This is a genomic window from Marivirga sericea, from assembly GCF_900177665.1.
Classification (GTDB): domain Bacteria; phylum Bacteroidota; class Bacteroidia; order Cytophagales; family Cyclobacteriaceae; genus Marivirga; species Marivirga sericea.
Genome location: NZ_FXAW01000001.1, coordinates 379,737 through 402,892, shown reverse-complemented (window position 1 = coordinate 402,892; position 23,156 = coordinate 379,737). Strand labels below are relative to the sequence as shown.

At 35.4% G+C, this 23,156-nt stretch carries 19 protein-coding genes; 6 read left to right on the top strand and 13 right to left on the bottom strand.

Annotation, left to right across the window (positions count from 1 at the left end; all coding sequences use genetic code 11):
• The first annotated feature begins 13 nt into the window (after positions 1-13).
• Positions 14-2,410: an endonuclease MutS2 gene (locus B9Y84_RS01560; protein WP_085515335.1), complete on the top strand. Its 2,397-nt coding sequence runs from the start codon at positions 14-16 to the stop codon at positions 2,408-2,410.
• Between the two features lie 459 nt (positions 2,411-2,869).
• Here the strand turns inward: B9Y84_RS01560 and B9Y84_RS01555 are convergent, their stop codons facing one another.
• Complete coding sequence (locus tag B9Y84_RS01555; RefSeq protein ID WP_085515334.1) at positions 2,870-3,067, bottom strand: hypothetical protein; 198 nt, start codon at positions 3,065-3,067, stop codon at positions 2,870-2,872.
• A gap of 181 nt (positions 3,068-3,248) precedes the next feature.
• Between B9Y84_RS01555 and B9Y84_RS01550 the strand changes: the two genes are divergently transcribed.
• Complete coding sequence (locus tag B9Y84_RS01550) at positions 3,249-4,019, top strand: hypothetical protein (protein ID WP_085515333.1); 771 nt, start codon at positions 3,249-3,251, stop codon at positions 4,017-4,019.
• A 9-nt stretch (positions 4,020-4,028) separates the two neighbouring features.
• Entirely contained in the window at positions 4,029-4,691 is a 663-nt protein-coding gene (locus tag B9Y84_RS20965; protein WP_085515332.1) for a DUF5675 family protein, read from the top strand.
• 169 nt (positions 4,692-4,860) lie between these two features.
• On the opposite strand, the gene B9Y84_RS01535 is transcribed toward B9Y84_RS20965, so the two are convergent.
• Positions 4,861-5,292, bottom strand: coding sequence for a hypothetical protein (locus tag B9Y84_RS01535; RefSeq protein WP_085515330.1), 432 nt, complete (start codon positions 5,290-5,292; stop codon positions 4,861-4,863).
• Between the two features lie 1,529 nt (positions 5,293-6,821).
• Positions 6,822-7,685, bottom strand: coding sequence for an endonuclease I family protein (locus B9Y84_RS01525; RefSeq protein WP_085515328.1), 864 nt, complete (start codon positions 7,683-7,685; stop codon positions 6,822-6,824).
• 220 nt (positions 7,686-7,905) lie between these two features.
• On the opposite strand from B9Y84_RS01525, the gene B9Y84_RS01520 reads away from it, so the two are divergent.
• On the top strand, positions 7,906-8,262 hold the full coding sequence (locus B9Y84_RS01520; RefSeq protein ID WP_085515327.1) for a hypothetical protein: 357 nt from the start codon (positions 7,906-7,908) through the stop codon (positions 8,260-8,262).
• A 110-nt stretch (positions 8,263-8,372) separates the two neighbouring features.
• On the opposite strand, the gene B9Y84_RS01515 is transcribed toward B9Y84_RS01520, so the two are convergent.
• The 7 genes from B9Y84_RS01515 to B9Y84_RS01485 form a co-directional block, all read right to left on the bottom strand.
• A complete protein-coding gene (locus B9Y84_RS01515) occupies positions 8,373-9,383 on the bottom strand; it encodes a T9SS type A sorting domain-containing protein (protein WP_085515326.1) in 1,011 nt (336 codons plus the stop codon).
• Entirely contained in the window at positions 9,380-10,954 is a 1,575-nt protein-coding gene (lnt, locus tag B9Y84_RS01510; protein WP_085515325.1) for an apolipoprotein N-acyltransferase, read from the bottom strand. The genes B9Y84_RS01515 and lnt overlap by 4 nt, the downstream gene beginning before the upstream one ends.
• A 107-nt stretch (positions 10,955-11,061) precedes the next feature.
• On the bottom strand, positions 11,062-12,921 hold the full coding sequence (locus tag B9Y84_RS01505) for a DUF2075 domain-containing protein (protein WP_085515324.1): 1,860 nt from the start codon (positions 12,919-12,921) through the stop codon (positions 11,062-11,064).
• Positions 12,918-13,532, bottom strand: a complete 615-nt coding sequence (locus B9Y84_RS01500) for a nucleotide pyrophosphohydrolase (protein ID WP_085515323.1) — start codon at positions 13,530-13,532, stop codon at positions 12,918-12,920. Before B9Y84_RS01500 ends, B9Y84_RS01505 begins: the two co-directional genes overlap by 4 nt.
• 2 nt (positions 13,533-13,534) lie before the next feature.
• Positions 13,535-15,511: a tetratricopeptide repeat protein gene (locus B9Y84_RS01495; protein WP_085515322.1), complete on the bottom strand. Its 1,977-nt coding sequence runs from the start codon at positions 15,509-15,511 to the stop codon at positions 13,535-13,537.
• A gap of 628 nt (positions 15,512-16,139) precedes the next feature.
• Positions 16,140-18,467: a hypothetical protein gene (locus tag B9Y84_RS01490; protein WP_085515321.1), complete on the bottom strand. Its 2,328-nt coding sequence runs from the start codon at positions 18,465-18,467 to the stop codon at positions 16,140-16,142.
• 257 nt (positions 18,468-18,724) lie between these two features.
• Entirely contained in the window at positions 18,725-19,762 is a 1,038-nt protein-coding gene (locus B9Y84_RS01485; protein WP_085515320.1) for a TIR domain-containing protein, read from the bottom strand.
• Between the two features lie 634 nt (positions 19,763-20,396).
• Here B9Y84_RS01485 and B9Y84_RS01480 point away from each other — a divergent pair.
• Both B9Y84_RS01480 and B9Y84_RS01475 read left to right on the top strand, forming a co-directional pair.
• Positions 20,397-20,600, top strand: coding sequence for a histone H1 (locus tag B9Y84_RS01480; RefSeq protein WP_085515319.1), 204 nt, complete (start codon positions 20,397-20,399; stop codon positions 20,598-20,600).
• Complete coding sequence (locus B9Y84_RS01475) at positions 20,600-20,995, top strand: hypothetical protein (RefSeq protein ID WP_085515318.1); 396 nt, start codon at positions 20,600-20,602, stop codon at positions 20,993-20,995. Before B9Y84_RS01480 ends, B9Y84_RS01475 begins: the two co-directional genes overlap by 1 nt.
• Positions 20,996-21,101: 106 nt before the next feature.
• Here the strand turns inward: B9Y84_RS01475 and B9Y84_RS01470 are convergent, their stop codons facing one another.
• From B9Y84_RS01470 to B9Y84_RS01460, 3 genes are all read right to left on the bottom strand, one after another.
• Entirely contained in the window at positions 21,102-21,740 is a 639-nt protein-coding gene (locus B9Y84_RS01470) for an AAA family ATPase (RefSeq protein ID WP_085515317.1), read from the bottom strand.
• 63 nt (positions 21,741-21,803) lie between these two features.
• On the bottom strand, positions 21,804-22,709 hold the full coding sequence (locus B9Y84_RS01465) for a hypothetical protein (RefSeq protein WP_085515316.1): 906 nt from the start codon (positions 22,707-22,709) through the stop codon (positions 21,804-21,806).
• Positions 22,709-22,978 (bottom strand): helix-turn-helix domain-containing protein, encoded by a 270-nt coding sequence (locus tag B9Y84_RS01460; RefSeq protein ID WP_085515315.1) that lies wholly within the window; start codon positions 22,976-22,978, stop codon positions 22,709-22,711. Before B9Y84_RS01460 ends, B9Y84_RS01465 begins: the two co-directional genes overlap by 1 nt.
• Positions 22,979-23,156 lie beyond the last annotated feature (178 nt).

The window sequence follows — 23,156 nt, the reverse complement described above, 5'->3', positions numbered from 1 at the left end:
CCTCAATACGTTTATGATTTTACCCCTGGATTTTGAGCAAAGAATTGGTTTTGATAAAATAAGAGAATTGATATCTGCTGAGTGCAGCAGTAATTTAGGTCAAGCTATAGTGGAAAAAATGGCTTTCATCCGAAAATTTGAAAAGCTTGAACCTCTCCTATTGCAAACTAACGAATTTCTGAAAATTTTTCAATCAGGAGAATATTTTCCTTCAGGAAACTTCATAGATGTAAGCCATTTTATAAAAAGAGCTAAAGTCAATGGCGCTTTCTTCACAGAAGAAGAATTTTTTGATTTGAAACTAAGTCTAAAAACGATATTAGATTGCATTTCTTTTTTTGATGAATTTGAAAAAGAGTATCCCCATCTCTTTAGTTTGAGAAAAGCAGTAGATCTTGAACCAGCCTTATACAAAGCCATTGATGCTAAAATCGATGAAAGAGGTAGTTTAAGAAATAATGCAAGTCCAGCACTGCAGCAAATTCGAAGCGATATATTCAAAGCACAAGCACAGCTGCGAAGGCAAGTCGAAAAAATCTATAAACAAGCCTCTGCCAATAAATACACTCCTGAAGATGCTTCTATAACCGTCCGTGACGGAAGAATTGTGATCCCTGTCCTAGCTGAGTACAAAAGAAGAGTAAAAGGCTTTATTCACGATCAATCAGGTACTGGTCAAACGGTTTATATTGAACCTACTGAAGCCTTAGAACTAAACAATGAAGTAAGAGAACTGCAGTACGCAGAACGCAGGGAGATTGTTAAAATCTTGACCCAATTGACCGCATTGGTAAAACCTGAGCTAGAAAATCTGGAAAAAGCCTATCGGTTTTTAGCCATAGTAGATTTCATTAGGGCCAAAGCAAGATTTGCTCAAAAAATTGGTGCTGTGCTTCCTCAGTTAGAAAATTCTAGAATAATTGAATATAGAAATGCTGAGCATCCATTACTGAAATTGAGTTTAGCTGAAAACAACAAGAAAGTAATTCCATTGTCCATCCAGTTGAAAGGGGATAAAAGAATTCTAATTATTTCAGGACCTAATGCAGGGGGTAAATCAGTGGCTTTAAAAACCGTGGGGCTTTTGCAATTTATGTTGCAATGTGGCTTACTCATTCCTGTTCATCCAGACAGTAAGTGTGGCATATTTTCAAATCTATTTATCGACATAGGAGATCAGCAAAGCATCGAAAATGATTTGAGTACGTATAGTTCTCATCTCCAAAACATGAAAAATTTCCTTCTGAATTCTAATAAACAAACCTTGTTTTTGATTGACGAATTCGGAACAGGCACTGAGCCCAGATTTGGAGGTGCAATAGCAGAATCAATATTAGAGGAATTGTACGCTCAAAAGGCTTTTGGAGTCATCACTACACATTACGACAACATCAAAAATTTTGCAGTAAAAAACCAGAATGTCATCAATGGGGCTATGAAATTTGATGAACGCAACCTGGAGCCACTATATGAATTAGAAATTGGCAAGCCAGGAAGTTCATTTGCCATAGAAGTAGCTGAAAAAATGGGCATCCCTCCTACTATTTTGAATAAAGCTAAAAGTAAAATTGGGACAGAGCGGGTCAATTATGACAAACTTCTCAACCAGTTAGGAAAAGAAAAAAGAGAGCTCGAGAATAAGATTAAAGAAATTCAAAAAAGAGAGGGCCACCTTGAAAAAAGCGCCCAAGACTATGACGAGCTTAATGAATTTCTAAAAACTCAAAAAAAGCAAATCATCATAGAAGCAAAGCAAGAAGCTAAATCTATTATTAAGGAAGCTAATAAAAGAGTGGAGCAAGCCATTAGAGAAATTAAAGAATCGCAAGCTGAAAAAGAACGCACTAAAAAAGCTCGTAAACAACTTAGTGATTACGATGAAAAAATGGCGCTTTCTACTGAAAAGAAAGAAAACAAACCTAGCAAACCAAGTTACAAACCTGCAGAAGGCAGTATTAAAGTGGGAGATTTTGTAAAAATAAAAGATCAAGATACGATTGGTGAGGTGCTAGCTTTAGGACAAAAAGAAGCTGAAATTATGCTAGGAGAGCTTAAATCCAAGATAAAGCTTAATCGATTAGAACGGATGTCCAATACCGCGATCAAAAAAGAAAAGAAGAAAACCTACTCTGGATCATCTACTGGAATGATAGAGCGAAGCACGAATTTCAAACATCAAATAGATGTTAGAGGACTGCGCGCAGAAGAGGCGATCCAAGCGGTGGACCGATTCGTTGATGATGCCATGGTGCTAGGCTATGGTGAAGTCAGCATACTGCACGGAAGAGGCGATGGGATTTTGCGAAAGTTTATAAGAGACTATTTAAGACAATATAATTATGTTAAATCGTTGAGAAACGAGCATGTAGAAAGAGGCGGAGACGGAATTACATTGGTTGGGCTCAGCTAAGATCTAACATTCTAATATCTGCTAAACAGAATTACAAAATGAAAATACAGGCCTATCAATGAATTTGGATAGGCTTTTTTCATACTCTTTTCTCGTCCTGAAATCAATTTAAGCCCTATACTTTTCTGAATTTATAAATAGCACTCCGTTAGAATTCAGATAAAATTTTTACATAAAAAAAAGCCTTGCAAAACAGATTGCAAGGCTTGGATAGTGATCCGTTCAGGATCACATGCCATTTATGTATCTTACTGATTTATAGAAAGTTGCTTTTGTTCCTTTTAAAAGGGGCACAAATAGGGCACAAATTATTTATTTGAAATAACCGCCATTTGTAGGCTACTTTTGAAGCTAAAACTGCCAAAGAACTCTTCTTTGATATATTAAATATACGCAAAAAAGGGCAAATTTTATGAATAAAAGGCGAGAAATTTCTGGATTAGAACCTAAATATTTGGCTTAATCTGTGAGGTATTCTTGGACTGTTTCAGCATCTATTCCAGTGTAATCTGCGAACTCGGAAACTGTTATGAGCTGGTGTTTTTCTTTTCCTCTTTTCTCCCGAATCTTCTCTAATAACCTTCTTCCGGTGCGTTCGCTCTTACCTGTTATGCGCTGAATATCCTTTGGGTATATGACGGTTCTTTTTAATATCATTACTTCATACTTTATCTATACTGTATCCATAAGGATGCTATACACTAATATAGCCAATTTCTTGAAAGCTATACCGACAATAATTACCAATTAAGACAACATGACCTTTGACGGAAGTCAGTTTTTGACAAACGCTATTTGAGAGAATACTTTGCCTGCTCATCAAATATATTTTTCAATTATGGCAAGACAAAAAGGAATAATCAAACTGAAAGGCAAGATCGGGGATCTGTCTTTTTACAAAACGAAAGATGGCTATCTGGCTAGGGAAAAAGGAGGCATTGACAAAGAGCGGATGAAGAATGATCCAGCTTTCCAAAGGACTCGAGAAAATGGCGCTGAATTTGGGAGAGCTGGAAAAGCTGGACGGCTTTTGAGAACTTCTGTTCGTCCTTTGCTTTTGAAAGCTGCTGATGGCCGAGTGGCCAGCCGAATGACTCGAGAAATGGTGAAGGTCGTGAAAAGCGATACATCCAACGATAGAGGCGAAAGAATGGCTACTGACGGTGATATTGAAATACTGAAGGGCTTTGAGTTCAATCAAAGCGGAAAACTGAATGCGACCATGTATGCGCCTTTTTCGGCTGCTATTGATCGAGCAACTGGTGAAGCAACGGTAAATATTCCGGGATTTATTCCACAGAACACTTTTGCAGCACCATCAGGCGCATCGCATATGCGATTGGTATCAGCCGCAAGTAAAGTGGATTTTGCAGAGGAAACGTTCAGTCTGGGCACTGATGAAAGCAGTGAAATTGCTATTGGTCCTCAAACTGAAGCTGCAATTACTTTAACAGCTACAGTTCCTTCTGGTGGAAAAGAACCTATCTTTTTGCTTTTTGGAGTAGAATTCCTTCAGGAGGTGAATGGGACTATGTACCCGCTTAAAAACGGTGCATTCAATGCCCTTGCATTGGTGGAGATTAACAATACCATTCCTGGACCTTTATAGAATTGGGTAATGAGTTTTGAACTTATTCGATATTATAGGTCAGGCGGAACAAATGGAATTTTAAGGTATGGCAGTGAAAAAATCTGCCATACCATTGAACTTCCGTGGAAAGAGAATCAGCCTTTTATTAGTTGTATCCCTGAGGGGAGATATCTAATGGAAAAGAGGATTACCCATGAAAGGGGATTCCATCTGATATTGAAGAGCGTTCCTGGAAGGAGTTGGATTTTAATCCATCCTGCGAATGATGCGCGAACAGAACTAGAAGGCTGCATTGCACCAGTCTCGGAGCTGACAGGAATAGGAAAAGGAATCCGATCGGGTGAAGCCATGGATAGGCTTTTAGAAGTCTTTGAAGAGGCTCAAGAGGAACAGAATCATATATACATCACTATTAAAGAGAAATCAACTATGAATATTTTAGAAAGGGTGAAAAAGCCCACTCCAAAATTGTTTAGAAAATTGCGGACAGTCGGTTTGATATTGGCAGCTGCAGGAGGTGCTATTTTAGGAGCGCCCATCACTTTGCCAGCTGGCTTAATCACAGTTGCAGGATATCTGACCGTTGGCGCCAGTGTCCTGACTGCGGTCAGTCAGGTGACAGTGGATGATGAGGTCAAAATTCCTCCACTGCCTGAGGTAAAAAACAAAGGAGATGCAAGTCCACGGTAAGGCGGGCACAGCTGGGGGAACATTGCTCACCGTGCTGGTCAATCTGCAAAGTGCTGATATTATCAAGACTTGCATTTTGGCAGCTGTCGGAGCATTAGTTAGTTTTTGTATGTCCTTGGCCATGAAATGGGTGGTCAAGAAAATCAATAAGAAAGGCCGTAGTTTATAGCTACGGTTTTTTTTGTCTATTTTCCGAAGCTAGTACTTCTTGGGTGTTAGCTGAAATGGCCAATATTTTGTAGACTTCATTAATATAAATAAGAAGTATAACAGTAAAAATTAAGTTATTAATAATTGATGCAGTACTAAGGTCACTTTTCTGCCATATTATCACTGATGTACTAATCGCTCCTATTACATTAAAACTATTTAAAACCCCTTTACCAAATGATTTATCTTTTACTAGTAAGAGTAAAAATCCATTTATTAATGATGGTACTAAAACCATAATTCTCCATGCGAAAAGAAGTGCTATTATTACAAGAGAAACAATTTTCCATATTAAACCTAAACCTTGAAGGAATTCAAATAATAATTCCAAAGCACCAAAGAATATCGATGTACTTATTAGAGATAGAATAATAAATATAATGTATTTCATGCCTTAATTTAAGAAAAATTTTGAGAACTGTAAAGGCTTAATATCCAACCTTGACTGTTGGTATTTGGGACTGATACCCTAATTCGTTCTACTACCTTAGGTTCTTAATGATATCATGAAAGAAAAGCCTGGCAGGCTAAACCCACCAGGCAATAAAACTAAAACGGCAATGGCGAGAAATTAATCTCAAACCACAAAAACCGAAGGAAATAATAACCTTCAGACTGAACACTAAACCGCGTTAAACTAAACGCTGGACGAAGACGAACGTACGCCACCAACCACCGGCTGGCGATGCGCACTCTAAAAATTAATTTAAACATAGTGCGCATCCACACAGGACCGGTGAGATAGATGCAAGAGCGGCACAAAAAAAATACAACCGCTTGCGGTGGAGATTTTTTTTGTAGCCGGCAAAGCGAACTCTTGCATCTTTCTCATCCGCATGCCTGTAATTTTCACTATGTTTGGATTGATTTTTCTACTGTCCTGACGCAGGAAAGCTGGTAAAGAGCCTTTTGCAAATTGTGCTTATACTGCAAAATCTAGCTATGAAATACTACCTTATCTCGCTTCAATTTCTTATCAGAAATCCTGATTATAATAATAATTTCAGCGCACAATTTTCTTAAAAAGAACTATTTGCGGAATCCTATTTATTTGAATTGAGCTATGAAATGCAACCGCTCACTAACGCACAGACCCAAGGGAAATATTTTCAAAAGAGAAAAGAAAAAAAAAGAAAAGAGAAAGCTTTTCTTTCAGGGGGAATTGCTTCGGGGGCAAGTCTTTTTTGGAAAATACAACCGCTTGCGGTGGAGATTTTTCAAAAAACCCAACGGGCTTGGACTTGCGGCCGAAAAAGCAATTGATCCCTAATTTGCTTTCCTCTTTTATTTAATTTTTGAAGAAATATTTACCTGCAAAATTCCAATCGAAGTTTATCCAAATTCCTGGGGCAAACTCAATGTGGTCTAAAGCCGCACCTTAAACGGGTGGTGTGGAAGTTGGGAATGGATGTGGAATGCCGTCCTATCGTATTGGCACTACAGTTTGATCAAGGCACCATGCGGGAAGATGTGGGAAGGTGAACGCAGGAAGAGCGGTTGCAAATAATGGAGTTTACGGAATGGTTTGCAATCCGCTGTGTGTCGAGCCGTCTGCGAGTGCGACCCCGGGTGGTAGACCGAGAGTGACCGCAGGAAACGGGGGCTAGCCACGAGCGGAGAGTAACGGAGCGAACAAGGCTTGGCGTGGTTTTTAGTTAAAAAAAGCTGTAACCGTTTTCCAATTAAATACTAACAGCTTTTTTTTAAAAACCATGACAAGCCGCAGCCCGGGGGCGCCCGCAGGCGAGCCTAACTCTGGCAACCGGGGGCTGTTCCTTTTAAATGGAGTTTACGGAATTTTAAAGGAACAGACCAGGTAGGTTGCCGTGATGCACTTGGGCTAAGCTGCAAGGGGCATGACAGCACTTGCCCCGAAGGGGTTGGCTTTTGGCTTTAAATACCTTATAAAGCAACACTTATTTAAAGCCTGAAGCCAATGCTGGCGAGACCCTTTGCCGCAGCCCAAGTGCAGCACACCATATCGTCTGCTTCTTCTCCTCCCCAGATTAGGCCTACAAATTCTGGGTGGTCTATAAAGGGATTGCGGTTTTCTTGAAAAGAATAGATGACATCATTTCTTTCTCTTTCTATTTCATCTACTGGATCTGCTTCGTGCCATTCGAGCAAGACTGAAAGTCGAGCGTGGTAGGGGTCGTTGCTATCATCACTTAATAATTCTTCTCTTAATTCTAAATCAGGTTCACCGCTGGTTCCTTCATAGCGAGTGGCCATGTAGAAAAGGATTCTTGCTACATCTCCTTTTACTTCGTCTCTTGGTTCCCATATCCAATCTGAGGAGCTTGTGTAGCTTTCTGTTTCTCCTTGGTATTGACCTGATTCATCTATGTATTGAACTGTGGCTTCATCAAAATTGCGGTTGTTGCGAGCTGAGTTAGTTGAAATGTCTGCAGCTCGTAGGTTATGAACGTCAGTTCCTGGACCTCTGTTTGTGCCTAAACTGCCACGGCTTTTAGCCCAAACATGCTCTCTGTTCCAGCCATTACCACTGTTGTATTCTTCAGATGCATCCATTTTGAAACCTGAATAGAAGCCAATTACATAGCTTCCGTCTTCCGGGTCTTTATCGGTTTGTTTGAGGATGTCCCAAGTATCGGTATTGGAGCTTGTGTAGGTGTAAACTACATGATCGTTAATGATTTCGTGTAGTTCTGCTTTTAACTCTTCACCATCTAGACCAGCTGTGGTTTCATAATAGCCTTCGGGGATTTGAGCTGAAAGTGAAAATACTAGTAATGATAAAAATAAGGTTAGTTGAGTTTTCATGTTGGTTGAATTTTAGTTGAGGTATAGTTTAATATCGTCTATTTCTAGGTTCATTTTATCTATGAAAATTGATTGAGTGGGTATCCTCTTATATTTCATTCTTTTATTTTAAAATATAGTCATGAAGTTAGGTAATTTAATTTATTATCAAAAGTAAGCTTTTGATTTCCATTTCTTACCAATACTAATTAATTCAGCTATTACTAATATATTTAGTACCATGAGAAGTTTAGGAAGTTTACTTAGAGGTGGGTTTATACCCAATAGAGAGCAAGTGTTTTATCAGGCGTATTCAGAGGTGCCAAGCTTGAAGTTTGTGGATATTGAAAAGCGCAAGCGTAGACCAGTGGATTACGTGTTTAAACCCTATGAGCATGATGATTTGGATAAGTATTATTTGTGGCCATACTTTCCTGGAAAAAGAATTGAGGCGGTCATATTGACTAAACCCATATCATTTTTCCCGCATGGGAAAAAACTTCAGTTAGTAGATGGCGCATTGCAGTATAAGGATTTGATCATGTATAATGGGGAAATGATTTACAATTCACCTGCTATATTTAGGGCTATTTATTAATGGAGATTTTGATTGAAAATGAATTGGTGAATAGAATGAAATTGCTTGAGACTATATAAATTTCTTATTAAAACCTATTTAAATCTCAAGCAATTTTCTTATGGTAAAATCTATTCCACAACTATCTTCTTATTGATAACTTGATTGTCATCAGTATAAGATCTAATTATGTAATTACCTGGTTTTAGAGATGATATATTTATATTTTCAATTAACTTTTTATTTGAATTGACATTTTGTCTATAAACCTCATTGCCTTTATCGTCAACAACTATTATATTCTGGATATTTTTACCGTTTGAATCAATATTAAATCGATCCTTGCTAGGATTAGGGTATATAGAAATATCGTTAGTTAAAAATCGACCTCCAGAATTCTGAACCGTAACCGAATAATCGTCTGAATTATTAGCATAAGTTGACTCAATAATTTGTTGGCTCTGATTAATAACTATAATTATATAAAAATACGAAGGAGAAAAAGTTATAGAAGGAGTTGTAATATTAACATTTATATTTGAAGTCTCGCTATTGGCTGAGATTGCCGGAATATTAACCTCACCAGCAAAAAAATCATTACTAGAGTATGAACTATTGGTACTAAAATAAATCTTGGCTGATGTCGGTAATGATCTTACAGAATTCCTGTTTCTAGCTCTAACATTTATAGTATAAGTTGCATTTGAATTGTAAACTGGAGAACTACCAGACAAAGAGGGTGAAGCAATTGTTAAATCAGGTGCTGCAACAGTAATATTCTTTGAATATGTAGCATCACATTGAGGATTACCATAATCATTAAAGCCAGTTAGTTGATATTGTCCTAATTGAAGCCCCAAAGCTGTCGGATTAATATTAACAGTTTCACCTGTTGCAAAATTGTTTTGAGAACTAACACTCCATGTTGTACTTTGATAACCTTCTGTTGTCCCAGGACAAAATGGGGACTCATATTTATAGGCTTCCGTCATGTTCATTGTAAATTGGGAGCTCTCTTGAATTGGAATTGTTGTCGGACCTGAAATAAATGCGTCTTGGATGTCTCCGCAAGCTAAAACGTTAGCTTGTCGGATAATAAATAATAGAGAAAGAGAAATTAATGTTTTGTAATAAAATTTCATAGGGTTTTAATTTTTTTGGTTTTAACTAATATTAAAGGTAATAAAATTAATGACACTAATCCTAAAAAATCTCCAAATATTGAATAAAATGTTGCTTTAGTATTGTAATTGACATTATCTAAAAGCAGATTATTTTTATTGGTAGATGTAAGATTTATAACTTGCCCTCTCTGATTTATAGTACTTGATATACCTTGATTTGAAGATCTTAAAATAGGTTTCCTAAATTCTATAGCTTTGATTTTTGCTATTTTGTGGAATGATTTTGCCCCAGTTAAATTTGTATTATAATACCAACCTTCATTTAAGATAATTGAAAATAGTCCAACACCCTTATTTGACATTTCCCTGTATAGATCAAAAAACAAAGATTCAAAACATATTAAATTCCCAATATATTTGCCACTTTTAAATTCAAATACGTTAGAATTAGTTTCTTTGTAAGCAAATTTAAAATTACCTAAGGATGGTATTAGTTCTTGAAGAAATGATAGTTTAGATGAAAATGGAATAGTCTCTTCGAAGGGGACCAGGTATTTTTTGTGCCGATATCGAAGCAAATTGTTTTTCGCATTCAATAAGAAGGAACTATTGTACGTGTAGTAAAATTGATTTGTGTTTTCAATATATTTTGTGCCAGCTGGATCAGACGATTCACCGTAATACAGTTCATTTAAAATAGAACCAGAGATGACGCTGGCAATATCATTTTCTAACAACCAGCTGTTTAAATTGCTTAATGTAGAATTAATGTGTAGATCTTCCACCCATCTCATATTTGGAAAAGCTGTTTCCGGTAAAATAAATAGATCAATATTGCCTGGCATTTTCTTTAGAGATTCTAAATAGAACTTTAGAAGTTGAGTATCACTCAAATTATACTTAAATGTATATACATCAGCAAAGGTATGTAAAACGGCAACTGAGATAGGGTTTTCTTTTTCTTCATATGATTGAAAGCGATATATAGACCATGAGAACAGCGATAATAAAATCAAAGTGAATGAAATAATATATGCCTTATACTGTTTGTACGAAGTTAGTCCTAAGAATATAACATAATTAGTGATCAATATTAATAATGTTCCACCCCTTAGACCTGTAAATTCATAAAATTGAATAATTTCGATAGTGTCATTGAGAAAATTTCCTAATGAATACATTGGGAAACCCAAATCCCATTTATTATGTAAAAATTCTACTGACAGCCATGATAATATTAAAACTAAGAAGGAATACTTTGAATTACGACTTTTTAAATAGAACCAATATATAATCCAGGGAAGGGCTAATACAACTGAATTCAAAACAACTATTCCTAAAAATCCATTAGTGTTAGCATTCACTATCCAAAAGCTGCTTATCGCATTGAAAAGTATGTAAGTTAAGTACAGCATTGAGAATACCACGATAGATTTTTCAGATTTATTCGCGCATTTTTTCAAAAAGTAGAACAGTGGTAGTAGTGCAATAAAAACTAGTAAATCATAGTATAACCATGAGATTGCTAATAAAAGAGCGGAAAGAAGAGGTAAAAGGGAATAGGTGATTTTACTTGGATATTTTGACATAAAACTATCGTTGATTGAAAATTGTAAAGATTTTAGATGATTAAACTATATTGATTTTTTATCGTTCAGCATAGGGATTTTATTAATAATTATAAATATTTTACGATTTAATAGTTGATTAAATTTTTAAAGTACTCTGAAGTTTCTTCATCAGTGCAATATAGGAAACATCCTTTCATGCCCCTGGTCATCAAAGTTCTGTAGGTATTTTTAATTATTTCATCCATCAGCTTATCGGTTTCAACAGGGTTGGCTTTATGGCGTTTTTTAAAACCCTTAATTGATTGATCCATTCGAGACCTTTGGGAGGCATCGGTAATAATCTCGCCATCACGAACTACTAGATCATCGCCAATTATGACGCCTACATAATCTAACTCTAAACCTTGGGATGTATGGATACAGCCTATCTCTGAAACTGAATCTGGTTTGATGATCCATAGCATACCATCTTTGCCCAAATTCCATTGCATTTCAAAATTGTATTCCGGTATAATGATATCCATAAGTTCAGGGTCTTTTTTGCTGTTCCAATCCCAGCAATAACCGGCAAGCAATCGGGCACTGTTGTCTATTTCATTTAATTTGTAAATTTCATCTCTTAATGCTGTAGGCGTATCGTACACTCTGAAGTCGTATTCTTTTTTATTTAGTGTTTTATTAGCTGTGGGTCTGATTTGAAGAGAATTGTCTATCCATGCTAAATAACCATCTGATCCTTCGCACCTGAATTGGGACGTTAGTTGCATTATTTCTACTTCTGCACCAGCTGTTTCTGCCCATACTTTAATTTCTTCGATAGAGCCAATGTCCTTTATATGAATTTTTTGTTTCTCATCGATAAAGAAGATGGAGAAAACGGAGGAGGATATGATTTCTTTGATTTGATTTTCACCTAAATTAGAGAATAGGCCTGATTTCTCGTTTAACCTGTGCGCTTCATCCACTATTAGGGCATCATATGAACTTGGCTTTGCATTATGAAATGAGCCTGAACCTGAAAATAGGTTGGAGAACTGCGTTTTTTTGATTGTACCCGTCAGCTTTGATTCATAGACTTTTCTAGGGGCTGAGTTTTTAGTTACATACTGCGTGATAAGCCCTTTCTTGGTAAGTTCCACCAATAAATTTATGGCTATTACTGATTTACCAGTTCCTGGACCACCCTCCACAATCAAGACTTTTTTATGGCCATTTTTTGCTGCAATCGCTCCTGATTTTGCTGTTTCGTATACTTCCTTCTGAGTATCAATTAGGGTGAATTCTTTATTGCCTTTAATTAATGAGGATAAACTGTTGGCCAACTTTTTTGAAGGCCTTAATTCGCCATTTTCAATGGTTAGGATCAAATCCTTTTTATCGCCATATTTTATAAAGCGTTTGACAAATTCCCTAAAATCCCTTTTATCACCTTTACAAAAAAGCGGAGCATTTGTAATATGATCTTTATAGAATTCATTTGAGATGATGCCATCATCATTATAATTGTGGAGGTAGGCACATGGGAAAAGGTTGATTTTTCCTTCATAGACTGCAGCATTATACCCTTTGAGAAGCATGGAGTATGACCAAGCTTGATAGCTAGGATGAACCGTTTCTTTTTCGCCATGAGCGAAGCGAGTAGATACAATAGCATCTTTTTCTGTAAGTGTGGCTTTAGACCATTGCTTTAATTCGATCAGGATGACATTATCTTCTCCATTTTCACCAGTGCCACTTATGATAAAATCAATCCTGTTTTGTGTTCGTGGAATGTTGTATTCAATAGCCACTAAGGCATCATCAGGGATGTCTTCATCCCTAAGAATTAATTCAACTTGAGGAATTGAGTTACCCCATGAATTTAGCTCGCTATCACCAACTTTTATAAACAGTTTTTTCTCAACTGCTTCCCGTACAATGTCTTGGATATCTGCATCATAAACATCTACTAGGAAATCTTTTTTGGTTGATTTGTATACAATCATATGTCGTTATATTTTTTAGCAGAGCCTTTTGCTTTGGCCACAGGGTATTTTTCTGAATTTAAGATGGTTTTGGATATTATGGCATCCAATAAATCTATTTTGTAGTTACCTGCTAAATATATGCAATAAGTTATTATATCCGCTAACTCGTCTTTTACTTTTTCCTCATTGACCCTTTCCGCCCGATCCCAAAGGAATAGATCTGCTAATTCGCCCGCTTCGGAATTGATGGCCAGGGACAGGTCTTTGGAAGTGTGGAACTTCTTCCAATCTCTTTCTTCTCTGAAGCTGTTAAGGAAAGCCAAGATATTATCTAAAGGTTTATTATCAAGTGGTTGGTGGTAGGCTAAAAGTATTTGATTTTTTGCAGTGATGTTTTTTGCAAATGTTAAATCTGCAAAATCGATAGATTTTTCTTCCTCAAAGTCCTCCACTTTCAGTTCGTAGGTGAAGCCATGCTTAGCTAAATAGATATTGGTTTTTTCGATGGCCAATTCAAAACTTTCAGCTGTAAAGCTGACTTTGAAGATTGGACCTTCTGACCAACCTCCATAAAGTTCAGCCAAAGATTCTGTAATGGGAAAGCATTTGAATAGAGGAGGTAGTTTCATGATCAATTTTCGTTAAGTAGGTTAGCCAGTCGGAATTCCTCATCGAATGGCATTTGGAGCTGCGAAAGCATTTCAGGAACTGCCAGAGCCCAGCTTGTATAATAATAAGCTAATAGGTGATAACCTGAAAAGGATTTGCCTGGAATGGAACCTACCTTATAATTACTTGATGGGTTGATACCAGTAATGCCAATATGAGCAATTTCAAAAGCTATTTTTTTAATATCTTCCTGCGGCATATTGGAGAAGTATTTTAAAGCCTCCACCATGTACATGGCCACCGCCATGTTCACATCTCCTTTAGAATGGGTTTCGATGAAAGTTTTCATCTCTGCTTCATTATCAGGATTCTCTTGATCTAATCCGTAAGGATCTTTCTCAATTGATTCCAATACATCTTCAGGAGAATTTACTTTTGCTGATTGAGATTTATAAACTTCCATTTCATCTTTTAATTCGAAGTAAGTATCAATTTCTAGATCTTCCGCCCAATGTTGGATGATTTCATATTCTTCCCCTGGTTGTTTGTCCTGCCTATATTCACTAAACTCTTCAAAAAATTCTTCGCCTTGTTTTTTCTCTAAAGGCGTAGCCTTGAACTGTTGAATTAAATCTACCCCAAATAGGTCTTTAAAATGTAAGGCATTGACCAAGTTTAAAATTTTGGAAACGGAAACCACTTTTGCAGGGGTTAGATTGACAATATCTTTTGAAGTAGTGGCTTTGATTCCATCCTTAACAATATTGAATATTGAAAGGAATTGGGTTGGTCTTAAGTTTTCATGCTTTTTATAAAGTAAATCTTCTATGAAGATATCGATTGGTGTATTATAAATTTGACCATTAATGCCATCAAAAAGTGAGTTGATTAGTTTGTCAGCCTTATTGGGTTCAATTCCATTTTTGATTAGTTTGACCTTGTATTTTTGAAGAGGCTTTTCGAAGTTGCTCTTGTGGTGGTTTGATGAGGTGAAAAGGAAGTTCTCTCCATTATCCCGAGCATCCAAGATGAATTCTAAATGCACTAGTTCGTGCATTATTAAATGCTCAACATTGGAATGCTTAGGGTTGAACTTAACTAGATGATAACCTCTTTTGTATTTCTCATTGATTTCCAACTTAGCAGCCGTTTGGATAGTAGGGTCAGGCTCAATGGTGATTTCAACACCTGATCTTTCCTGTAGCTCTAATTTGTAAGACTCCACTGTTTCGAATTCATCTCTATCTTCACGAATGGCTGTGGCAGAATCTAAAGCTAATTGAAGTGAGCTTGTATAAATCTCATCTCGCTGATTATTCTTTTTAGCTGCGGTAATTGCTAATTCAAAAGCTTTTGAATGTTGCTTGAGTGCTGAATGACATCTGCCCAATGCATAGTAAGGGTTAGGGAACTCAGGCTGGATTTCTATTGATTTTTGAAAGTATTTTTGAGCCTCTAAGAATCTGCCTTGGTTCATGAGGACTGCACCAATATTATTAAGGGTGATGTTTTCCTCTGGATTGGTTTCAAGAATTTGGTCATAGTATTTCAGGGCTGCATCAATGTCATTTTTTTCTTTGACTAAAATATTGCCCATCATGAGTAATGCCCATTCATTATTTGGATCCCATTTTAAAGCGTCAATGAGTTCGTTTTGTGCTTCTTCTTGATCGCCCAATTCAGATAGGATTTGACCATAGACTCTATGGAATTCTGAAACTTGAGGGGATTCTTTAATAATGGACTCTATTAACGGCTTTGCTTCTTCAAATTGACGGCTATTGCATAAATCCAATACTTCCTGAAACTCCTGATTAGCCTGATTTGATCCTTTTTCATTTAGCTCTATTTTGAGTAAGCCTTCAGAAATTGAAACCGTTGGTTCCATGCCTTGGAAGGAATAAAATTGCTTGGCAGCATCTATGAGCTTTCCTTCATCTTCGGACTTGATATTGAATAATGAAAATATGAAGTTGTCAATTTTATGATATATGGTCATGTAAGCGAAAAGTTAATTTTATTTAGTGAAACAAAATTAGTTTTATTTAAAAGAAAAGACAAAACGTAAAAAATCACTGGTAAATAATTACAAAATAAATTACAGTTACTGATTAACTATTTTAAAGTAAGAATAAGAAAAAGTCCTGACTAGAGACATGTTACTTTGATTATAAGTGAGGGTTCCTCAATCTATGGATAAATTCTAAGGCACGAAAAAAAGTTAGAAATTCAAAAAATTAAAGCTAAGACCAATATTAATTCTATTTCTTTTTGCCATTTTGAGTACAATTATAAAGCCTTCTCATGGTGACTTGAAGAATTAGGTGCAAAAACCTATTGAAAATGATTTAGAAAAGATGATTCTTGGAGAAATAATCAATATTCTTACATAGCACGTACATGGTACTAATTCAGATAAATATTTTTTTTCGGAGAGCCGTCTGTAAAAAGTTCCGTACCAGATAAGCCATTGTTTTTTTGATTTTGGTGGGATTTACCAGATTGATTGGCTTAGTGTAAAGATTTGAAGAAACCGTATTTTGTGCACTGTTGAATACATTTTGAATTAATTATTCTCCCTTGAATTCTACAAGTTAATATTTATGTATGGAAGTTGCTAGATGCCTTTATTTTGCAAGTTTTTTTTCTTTTCTACGCTTATTTAATTGATTTAGATACTCTGTTATATGAATATCAAACCCAATGTTTATATAATTACTTTTATTCCAAGAACTAACAGCCCCAGCATATGATAAGTTAAATGATAGATCATTAAAAAATGTTGTTCCGATTCCAAGACCAAAAGTAGTTTTATCGAAACCATTAACACTATTTAAAGCATCTATTTGATATAAGAGACCAGAAAAGTAACCTAATATGTGAATGTCATTTAGTATAGGTGTATATGCTCCACCCTTGGTAGAGCTTTTTCTTGCAAAATCAAATACATTAAACCTAAAACCTATTTTTTCACTTACAAAAGAGGCACTTGAAGGAGAGATTCCTGTACTGTCTTTTAAAAAACTTAGTTGAGAATCTTTGACCCAAGGTGTAGCTGTATTAATTCCAACAGTAAACATTAAAGAAAATCTACTGTTGAGATTTTCTTGATATCTACTATATAATTCTGAAGTAATGCCCTCTAAATCAACTTGAATACTATTACTTTCCTCATTAACCAAAGCATACTTATCAAAATAATTAACCATTGTGTTAATTATTTTTTGAGATTCTTGATTATTAGCTATATCACCTAAGTCAGCGATAAATTTGAAAATACGATCATAAGTTGTGGCCTGATCTAAACTACCCAAATATTGGAGTAGAGTGAGGTACGGTTTAAAAGACTCCATCGCGGAATCTATTTTGCAAACATTAGAAATGTATTCAGTGGAGAAATCATTATCACTTATTCCAACTAATTCAAATGTCCTAGATATACCAACCTGCCGCAGACCTGTATAGACGCTATCAGCTTGAATCAAGATTTCTCGGTAAGCATTGTTGCTGAATCTAAAGCTAGTAATAGTGGGGATAACAGCCGATCTGAAATAATTAACATAGTTATTTAGGACAGATGTTTCATATTCAATTTGAGAAAGATTTTGCATTAGCTCTTTAAGGAAGGCTTTTTCTTGGTCTGGAATTTGGACATCAGAATTTGCTGTTATTATTTTTTCTTTGAGTAAATTTAATTCCTTCGTTAGCTGCAGCGTTTTATCTTTTTCGATACCTTGTTTATACATTTTAACTATGTCAGGGTTTGTTTTGACTTCATGAAGCACAGTTTGAGCCAATTCATAATAGATAATAAGGACATCAATTTTGTTAGAAATAATTTGTTCAAGCGGCTCAAAATATTCTTTAAAAGTATGGCTTTTGACACTTTTAAGAAACATGTAGCGAGAATTGGCATGGGACTCGTTTCTTTCTCTCTGAAAAAAACCTAATTGTTTTATTTTCTCATTACTTCTGAGAGTTTCGTATACAAGATCAATATAAATATGGTTAGGGCTAGTGAAGTCGCCTGATTTTTCAGATGCAAAGTCTTGTTCATTTTTAAAAATTGAGAGTAAATTTGGCTTGATCAAATATTTGTATTGATCATTGTCAGAGCTTTGTGAACTTATAAATTTGAATGCATTTTTTTCAGTGTTAGTTTTCTTAATCTTCTCAGGGTTTTGGGTAAAAAGCCTTGGATCGTATTTACTAAAACCTTTGACTGAATAGTAAGACGAACTGAAATATATTTTTGATCTTAAAGAAAGCGAATCGTAAAACTCTTTATCTTTTTTAAACCTAACCGATTCCTTTAAATCTGTGATGTTAGAAAGGTCGTTCTGGTGATTTTCTACCGATAAAATGAACTGGTCATATCTTTGATCGTTCAAATTGCCAGATTTATCTATCTTGATGTCCATGCTTCCAAAGAAGTAATGAAAGAAAATTACTCTTGAGTCTAAACTTAGATTTCGCATATATTCGAAAAGAAATTCTAGCTCTTCGCGTTTTATTATTTCACTTTTGAAGTCTTTATCTAGCTTCAAATCATAATTTCTCTGTTCTTTAAAAAACTGATTTGTCCTATTAGATAAATCTCCTAAAAAATATTCTGCAAAACCCATTGTGACAGCCAATTCTGCTGAATTTTTAAGGAGTTCTTTCTTTTTGATATCTTTTGAAGATTCACTGAATAATAGATCAAGATTATTTGCAACAAAGGTTTTTAACGCTAGATTACTGTTGCTTAAGTATTTATTTATTAAGTTTTTGGTTAGTTGGGTTTTTACCTCATCCTGTTTTGTAGAAACTATTTCTGCTATTAGTTCACTGTCCAGTTGTCCTTTTTCAAAAAGGACTTTTCCAGCTCCGATAGTAAGATTTGGTGAAACTGGACTTTGGGAAAAGGTCTTAAATGAAATGAATAGTACTATTAATAAAGAAAGATTTTTCATCTTCAGGTGGTTTGGTTAAATTATCGACTAGCTCTAACTGATATATCATTTACACGTTATTGATAGGTAAGAAGTGTATTTAGAGTTAGCCACATGTCTTTGATAAATAAGTTAGTAGAATTTGTTATTAATAAAAAGTAATTAAAATTTTAATTTTTAAGATCAGACTGGAATGGTCCTTAAATTAAATACTTCTCAGTTTACTTTATTGAAAATTGCAGCATTTAAGAACTTTAACACAGATTTTTAAGCATTCATTAGAGAATGTTAATTCTTTCAATAATGAAGCTTGCTACTTCTTTAGGCTGGAATATATTTCCATCAATATAGCCATCTATGGAAAAAGCACCATCGATTTCTGCATTATCAAATCTCACAAACATAATTTTGTCATCTTCTTTGGCTTTTATTAAGTCACGAACGCCTCTCCATTCCAAACCACACCAGTCTTTTTGAGAGTACTCCTGACATAGAAAGACTACAATCAACTCTGATTGCTTATGATAGATATCTTGTAAAAGAACATCAGCATTAGGACGTGCAATTTGTGCTTGATAATCGAAATCATAGAAAATTTTGTCTTTGCCTAATTGGGCTCTTAAGTTATCAACTACACTGGAAACGTACCTTCTTTTCTCTCCTGGAAATGACACAGCAACTTTGAAATTAATATCAGTTAACTTCGTTGATGATTTATCTGATTTGTTAGGTGTTTCATCTTCTACCATTTTTTCTAATGCTAGCAAAGACAAAGTAAAAAGATCTGGTTCTATTTTTGTTGAGTATTGTCGATACGGATTATTCTTTGATATGAAGTATAACAGATAATTCAGCCAAATGGCTAATGGATTGTCATTTGTAGCTACGGTTGGTTTCGATTTTGGATTTTTTCTTAATTCATCGTCCTGAATCTCTTGAAACACTCTTGATTTAAATTTCATTGTTTCAGACTCGCTAAATAAAGAACCAGCACGTTTTGCCATTTTTAAAAACTGAATTGTGCCTTGTCCTTCAATTATACCGTATTTGGTCAATTTTGCTCCTCTGACACCCCATTTGAGATCACTGTCTTGTAGATTCTCAGTAAATTCGGTCAATGCCTTATCAGAGCCTAATTCGCCAATGTATTGCCATAACATTATACCATGATTTGGTCTTCGAAACTTCCTGTTAATAGTGCTTTGCGATTGGTTTATAGTATAAATATGAAAGTCAATGTCATGATACTGATCTGCTTCGCTTTCGAAAGATTTGATGAGTCGATTAATTTCACGCTTTTTACTTAAAATTGACATAATTACAAACTACGATGAAATAATTAAAATTGAATATCAACATTGTTAATATTCAAAGTGTCAAATTAGTGGATAATATATATTAATAAAAATTTTTGATGAGTTTCCAACAAAATGCGATAAACCAATAAGGATTGGACTCATTAAGTTCTTTTATCAGATGATTGAAATGGGACTAAATTAATCATTTTTCTGATCCTTGATCTAACTCTAAAGCTTTTTCGGTGGTCAGGGTTCAAGTTTATGGTGGTTTGTGTTATAATTCCTCTGTTGATGCAAAGATTGTAACGATTGAGGATGATTTCGACTAGGGTATTAGCCCCATCCTTAATCCTTCTCCAAAAGGGAAGGAGACTGTGATAGCAATGTTTTAATTCTATTATTTTCCCAATTTAGAGGATTTGTAGGTTTCAAGGCATTTGTAAAATACTTGGAAACAGTAAAATGATGGAAGAAATAAATAAAACAAAAAAGGGAATGGATACAAGGCATAGTTAATGCCCAGCAAAAAAGAATATGAAGCTCATTTGCTAGAATAATACTAAAACTAGAATTTGGAGAAAACTATGTATGCATATTCATTTTAGCATTTGTTAGATGGATTTATTAATTTTAATAGAAATTAATAGAAATTATGAAAAGGTTTGAAGCAATCAAAGAATTACTTTTATCATTGGAAGAAGACTTTGATAAGTTCTATAATAAAGGAAATCAAGCTGCCGGTACTAGAATAAGAAAAGGAATGCAAGATTTGAAAAATCTTGCACAAGAAATCAGAATTGAAGTTCAATCACGAAAAGAGGATGATAGTAACAATACAGGACCAAAAAAGTATTAATGAAATTAGAATATGTACGTCAATCATTTGATGTTTTTACAACCAAAGCAAGTGACCTTAGCCGTCAGCTATGTTTTGCTGGAATAGCAATAATTTGGATCTTCAAAGTTTATGAAGGGACTGAGTTTAAGTTACCCGAGATTTTGTATAAACCTTTGCTAATTTTTTGTCTTGCTTTACTATCTGATCTTATGCAGTTTATCTATGGCTCGGTGATGATAGGGATTCTGCTGAGAATTACCTCTGCTAAACAGGCAGAAGATGATGTTCATTATCCTAGAGTACTAAATTTTCCTACTTGGTTCTTTTTTGTTGCAAAAATTGTTCTACTTATAATTGCATATATAGTTCTGATAAATTTTTTAATGGATAAAAATCACTTATTCAGCACTTAATTTCATCTAACCTTTGCTATTGCCATAAGTTTTTTAGTTGCATCAACAATTTTAAGATGAAACTATTGTAATTTCTTAACAATTAAAAGGATTTCGTTAATCGTAACTAAATCCTTTTGTCATTTGAAGAAAAGGGAATCAAATTGAACATTTCTCTCATTCTCGACCTCACTCTATTTCCATAGAGATTTTCTAATTCAGCAGGATTTAAGTTTGTAGTGGCATGGGTAATCATTCCTCTGGAGGTGAAAAGGCTATAGCGATTAAGAAGTATTTCAGCTATTGTGTTAGTTTCATTTCCGAAATGTTTGATAGTGGATTCTAGGCCGAGGTCATCGAGGCAAAGGGTACGAGGTACCATTTGGTCTTGATAGCGTTGGAAATGGGCTTTTGAATATTTGTTGATAATGGAAAAGCCATGGTCTAGAAATTCGTAAGAAATTTCTCTGGTTGATTTAACAGGGTATTTGTGGACTGCGTGGAGGAAGTGGCGGAAGAGCATCATGAGTGTTGTTTTGCCACAGCCTACGGGACCAGTCAAAAGAAGTCCTTTTCTTATGGAAAGCTTGTATTGCTCACAGAGCTTTTCATCCTCGAAAAAATACGCCAGTATTTTGAAGATAATTTCATAGTCAGCACGGTAAACTTTAAAGTGATTTCCAAATTCTGTTTGTCCTGCTTTTTGCAGGAAATCAATGCATCTTTCGAATTGAAATTTCTTGCTAGAATAGTTTTTTGGTTGCATTGGGTTTGAGTTTTTTATTAAAAAAGTGGAGGTCGGAGACCTCCAGCGTTGATGCTTTGGATGTCAAAGCGGTATGTCATATCTTTTGTCCTCTTTGTTGTGGAGTTTGCCAGCTTCATTTTTCTCGTTTTGAAAGCCATTGAATTTTTTAAAATTCAAGAGCCAGTTTCGCACTGCTGCTTTCCAATCTTTCATGGGCGATTTTGAGCCCACTTTCCAGCCTTTTGCTGAATAATAATTGAAAAATTTTTCAGCCTCCACGGGAGCTAAGCGAACCGGAATAGAATACTTTTCGGTTTGCTGTTCAAAAAAAGCTTTTAGCTCTTTTTTTGATGGTGGTGTGAAACGCGAACCTTTTGGTGATGCGTTTTTGCCAGAATCCGAGACTGGAGCTGAAGCTCTTGAATTTGTGCTGCTTTTAGTTTTTTCTTTTTCTGAATTTTTATTTTTTTCATATATATATTGTTTATTGTTTATATAGTTTGTATTGTTTATGTAAGGGTGCAGTACTTGTTCACTGCTTGTACCACTTTTGCCCCTAAGCTGGTGCAGTACTTGTTCACTACTTGTACCACTTTTGCCCCCAACTAGTGCAGTACTTGTCTCATTATTGCCCCTAAGGTTGTTCACTGCTTGTTCAGTACTTGTACTGAAAGTGGTCATCTCTATTAAGCTACCTATCATTGGATTGCGAGATGGGGAATATTTCAAAAAACCCATTCGGTGGAGGTCTTTTAAACATTTGTAATAAGTGTGCTTAGAGCCTATTCTTGAAATATTCATCACATCTTTTCTACTAATTGAGATAGTCTTTTTGAAGTGACTATAATTCCAAATGGTAAACAAGCCAATATAGAGACTGACATGAGAGGTATTCATTTCAGGTGTATCTGAAATTTTATCCATTGCTGATAGGAACTGGTGAATGAAATTCACCGGTTCCTGTGTTGAGTTTTCATGAGTATCCATCAGCTTATTTTGTTTTGTTCCAAAATGCTGTGAATGTCCTGAGAATCGTAGTATAAAACCCCGCCCATTTTGGTGAATGGCAAGGTGCCGTTTACCCTGAGGTTTTGAAGCGTACCAGGACTAATACCCAGGAGTTTTCTAACCTCATCGGATTTCAACCATTTTTTGGTTGAAACCCCTTTTTGCTCCGAAAGGAGCTTTCTGAATTCGTCCACAAGTTCCAATTTGAACTCGTGCAAGTCGTCTGTTGTGATTACTTCTGCTGCCATAAATTTTAGTTGTTTTTGTTGTCGGGACAAAGCTGGGAAAATGAGGAATATCAAACCAGTTGCAAGGGGGTTGCACAACCCCCTTGCAACCCCCTTCAATTTACTGGAAACAGCGATTTTGGCAGTAAAAAAAATGTAAAAAAATTTTAGAGGGATAATTTAGGGGAGGGTTAAAAGA

Coding starts and splice junctions, on each gene's coding strand:
- B9Y84_RS01560 (WP_085515335.1), top strand. CDS start 14: ATGATTTTACCCCTGGATTTTGAGCAAAGAATTGGTTTTGATAAAATA.
- B9Y84_RS01555 (WP_085515334.1), bottom strand. CDS start 3,067: ATGATATTAAAAAGAACCGTCATATACCCAAAGGATATTCAGCGCATA.
- B9Y84_RS01550 (WP_085515333.1), top strand. CDS start 3,249: ATGGCAAGACAAAAAGGAATAATCAAACTGAAAGGCAAGATCGGGGAT.
- B9Y84_RS20965 (WP_085515332.1), top strand. CDS start 4,029: ATGAGTTTTGAACTTATTCGATATTATAGGTCAGGCGGAACAAATGGA.
- B9Y84_RS01535 (WP_085515330.1), bottom strand. CDS start 5,292: ATGAAATACATTATATTTATTATTCTATCTCTAATAAGTACATCGATA.
- B9Y84_RS01525 (WP_085515328.1), bottom strand. CDS start 7,685: ATGAAAACTCAACTAACCTTATTTTTATCATTACTAGTATTTTCACTT.
- B9Y84_RS01520 (WP_085515327.1), top strand. CDS start 7,906: ATGAGAAGTTTAGGAAGTTTACTTAGAGGTGGGTTTATACCCAATAGA.
- B9Y84_RS01515 (WP_085515326.1), bottom strand. CDS start 9,383: ATGAAATTTTATTACAAAACATTAATTTCTCTTTCTCTATTATTTATT.
- lnt (WP_085515325.1), bottom strand. CDS start 10,954: ATGTCAAAATATCCAAGTAAAATCACCTATTCCCTTTTACCTCTTCTT.
- B9Y84_RS01505 (WP_085515324.1), bottom strand. CDS start 12,921: ATGATTGTATACAAATCAACCAAAAAAGATTTCCTAGTAGATGTTTAT.
- B9Y84_RS01500 (WP_085515323.1), bottom strand. CDS start 13,532: ATGAAACTACCTCCTCTATTCAAATGCTTTCCCATTACAGAATCTTTG.
- B9Y84_RS01495 (WP_085515322.1), bottom strand. CDS start 15,511: ATGACCATATATCATAAAATTGACAACTTCATATTTTCATTATTCAAT.
- B9Y84_RS01490 (WP_085515321.1), bottom strand. CDS start 18,467: ATGAAAAATCTTTCTTTATTAATAGTACTATTCATTTCATTTAAGACC.
- B9Y84_RS01485 (WP_085515320.1), bottom strand. CDS start 19,762: ATGTCAATTTTAAGTAAAAAGCGTGAAATTAATCGACTCATCAAATCT.
- B9Y84_RS01480 (WP_085515319.1), top strand. CDS start 20,397: ATGAAAAGGTTTGAAGCAATCAAAGAATTACTTTTATCATTGGAAGAA.
- B9Y84_RS01475 (WP_085515318.1), top strand. CDS start 20,600: ATGAAATTAGAATATGTACGTCAATCATTTGATGTTTTTACAACCAAA.
- B9Y84_RS01470 (WP_085515317.1), bottom strand. CDS start 21,740: ATGCAACCAAAAAACTATTCTAGCAAGAAATTTCAATTCGAAAGATGC.
- B9Y84_RS01465 (WP_085515316.1), bottom strand. CDS start 22,709: ATGGATACTCATGAAAACTCAACACAGGAACCGGTGAATTTCATTCAC.
- B9Y84_RS01460 (WP_085515315.1), bottom strand. CDS start 22,978: ATGGCAGCAGAAGTAATCACAACAGACGACTTGCACGAGTTCAAATTG.